General features: G+C 69.7%; 3 protein-coding genes. All 3 read left to right on the top strand.

Translation table 11 applies throughout. From position 1 onward, the window contains the following. The coding region (ftsY, locus tag PROKR_RS04260) for a signal recognition particle-docking protein FtsY (protein WP_036959854.1) at positions 1-722 on the top strand (722 nt) is incomplete at its 5' end. Between the two features lie 289 nt (positions 723-1,011). Then, positions 1,012-2,310 carry an ammonium transporter gene (locus PROKR_RS04255; protein WP_036959852.1) on the top strand — a complete coding sequence of 433 codons (1,299 nt, stop codon included), beginning with the start codon at positions 1,012-1,014 and terminating at the stop codon, positions 2,308-2,310. A 42-nt stretch (positions 2,311-2,352) separates the two neighbouring features. Continuing rightward, the gene (locus PROKR_RS04250) at positions 2,353-2,691 is read left to right on the top strand and encodes a P-II family nitrogen regulator (RefSeq protein WP_036959850.1); all 339 of its coding nucleotides are present in this window, start codon (positions 2,353-2,355) and stop codon (positions 2,689-2,691) included. Positions 2,692-2,798: the final 107 nt, after the last annotated feature.

Below are 2,798 nucleotides of genomic sequence, written 5' to 3'. Positions count from 1 at the left end.
GCGAGCCCGCCGCCGTGCGCGACCTGCTGCGCGCCGAGCTCGTGGCGCTGCTGCAGCCGGAGCTGGACCGCACCCTGCACACCGACCCGCGCACGGCCGAGGACGGCACGCACCTGCCCGCGGTCGCCCTCGTGGTGGGCGTGAACGGCACGGGCAAGACGACGACGGTGGGCAAGCTCGCCCGCGTGCTGGTGGCCGACGGGCGCAGCGTGGTGCTGGGGGCCGCCGACACCTTCCGTGCGGCGGCGGCGGACCAGCTCACCACCTGGGGCAACCGCGTGGGCGTCGAGACGGTGCGCTCGGACCGCGAGGGCGCGGACCCGGCGTCGGTCGCGTTCGAGGCGGTCGCGCGCGGGCGCGACGAGAAGACGGACGTCGTGCTCGTGGACACCGCGGGCCGCCTGCAGAACAAGGCCGGCCTGATGGACGAGCTCGGCAAGATCGTGCGGGTCTCCAGCAAGGTCGCCGCGCCCAGCGAGGTGCTGCTCGTGCTGGACGCGACCACCGGCCAGAACGGGCTGTCGCAGGCCCGGGTCTTCGCGGAGGTCGCCGGCGTGACCGGCATCGTGCTGACCAAGCTCGACGGGACCGCCAAGGGCGGCATCGTGGTGCAGGTCCAGCGGGAGCTCGGCGTGCCGGTCAAGCTCATCGGCCTCGGTGAGGGTCCGGACGACCTGGCGCCGTTCGACGTCGAGGAGTTCGTGGACGGGATCCTGGGCTGACTTCCGGTCAGGAATGCCTCTTCAAATGGCACGCCAATGGTCGGCGTCCACCATGTGAGAAGTGCATGTAAGCGTCACGTTACGAGCGCATGGCAGGCGAATAACCGGCCGATCACGGTTGGGTCGAAAAATTCGCCCAACCGGTACTCGAAATAAGACGTTTACATGCTCCCCGGCTGCGTCACGCGTCCGTAACCTCGATGCGGGCCCCGCGTAACGGCTGCCCGCGACGGTAGTCGCGGTGGGCCGAGTCACCAGGACCGGTCCGGGGAGAGAGGCATTTTCCGCGATGGAATTCGAGCTCGATACGGGCAACACCGCCTGGCTGATCACTGCCTCCTCGCTCGTGCTGCTGATGACGCCGGGTCTGGCGTTCTTCTACGGCGGCATGGTGCGGGGCAAGAGTGTCCTCAACATGATGATGATGAGCTTCGCCTCGATGGGTGTCGCCGGGCTCATCTGGGTCGTCTACGGCTACGGCCTGGCCTTCGGCCCCGACATCGCCGGCTTCATCGGCAACCCGGCCGGACTGATCGGCCTCACGATCGACAACGCCGCCAGCCCCACGACGGCCATGGGCATCCCGGGCCTCGTGTTCGCCGGCTTCCAGGCCACTTTCGCCATCATCACGGTGGCCCTCATCTCCGGCGCGATCGCCGACCGCGTCAAGTTCGGCACCTGGATCGTCTTCAGCGCCATCTGGGTCACCGTCGTGTACGCCCCGCTGGCCCACTGGGTCTGGGGCGGCGGCATGTTCGGCGCCGACGGCTGGCTCGCCTCGGCCCTCTCGCTGCCCATCGACTTCGCCGGTGGCACCGTGGTCCACATCAACGCGGGTGCCGCGGCCCTGGCCCTGGCCCTCGTGATCGGCAAGCGCAAGGGCTTCGGCACCGAGGCCATGCGTCCGCACAACCTGCCGTTCGTCATGCTGGGCGCGGCGCTCCTGTGGTTCGGCTGGTTCGGCTTCAACGCGGGCTCCGAGCTCGCCGCCGACGGCACCGCCGGCCGCGCCTGGGTCAACACGCTGGTCGCCACCAGCGTCGCGATGCTCGCCTGGATGGTCACCGAGAAGTTCCGTGACGGCGCCGCCACCTCGCTGGGTGCCGCCTCCGGTGTCGTGGCCGGTCTGGTCGCCATCACCCCGGCCGCCGGCACGGTGGACTCGTGGGGCGCCATCGTCATCGGCCTCGTCGCCGGTGTCCTGTGCTCCCTCGCGGTGGGCCTCAAGTACAAGTTCGGCTACGACGACTCGCTCGACGTCGTCGGCGTGCACCTGGTCGGTGGCCTCGTCGGCACCATCCTGATCGGCTTCTTCGCGACGAACGGCCGCTACGACTCCTTCTACTTCGAGGGTTCGCTGAACGGCCTCTTCTACGGTGGCGGCGTCACGCAGCTGCTCACGCAGATCGTCGCAGCGCTGGTCGCCGTCGTCTACAGCTTCGTGCTCACCTACATCATCGGCCTGGCGCTCAAGGCCACCCTGGGCTGGCGCGTCTCCGAGGAGGCCGAGGTCAGCGGCATCGACCTCGCGGTCCACGGCGAGACGGCGTACGAGAACTCCGGCTCCACCATCACCGAGGTGCGCTGACCGTACTACGGTCCAGCTACCCGACTGCTTAGGAGGCAGCGTATGAAGCTTGTCACGGGTGTCATCCAGCCCCACCGCCTCGACGACGTGAAGACGGCGTTGGAGGGTGCCGGGGTGCGCGGTATGACCGTGAGCGAGGCCAGCGGCTACGGCCGACAGAAGGGCCACACCGAGGTCTACCGTGGTGCGGAGTACACCGTGGACCTGGTCCCGAAGGTCCGCGTCGAGGTGCTCGTCTCGGACGAGGACGTCACCGCGGTGACCGAGGCGATCGTGGGCGCGGCCCAGACCGGCAAGATCGGCGACGGCAAGGTGTGGGTCGTCCCGGTCGAGGACGTGGCCCGCGTGCGTACCGGCGAGCACGGCGACGCCGCGCTCTGATCCCGGGGGCTCTCGACACAGCATGACAACTGACCCGGTGCCCGAGGGCACCCGGGAGCAGGCGGAGGCCCCGCACCCCCCAGCCGGGGTGCGGGGCCTCCGCGACG

Source organism: Promicromonospora kroppenstedtii DSM 19349 (assembly GCF_000515355.1).
Classification (GTDB): Bacteria; Actinomycetota; Actinomycetes; order Actinomycetales; family Cellulomonadaceae; genus Promicromonospora; species Promicromonospora kroppenstedtii.
The sequence above is the reverse complement of the archived record's forward strand: the minus strand, read 5'-3'. Positions and strand labels throughout refer to the sequence as shown.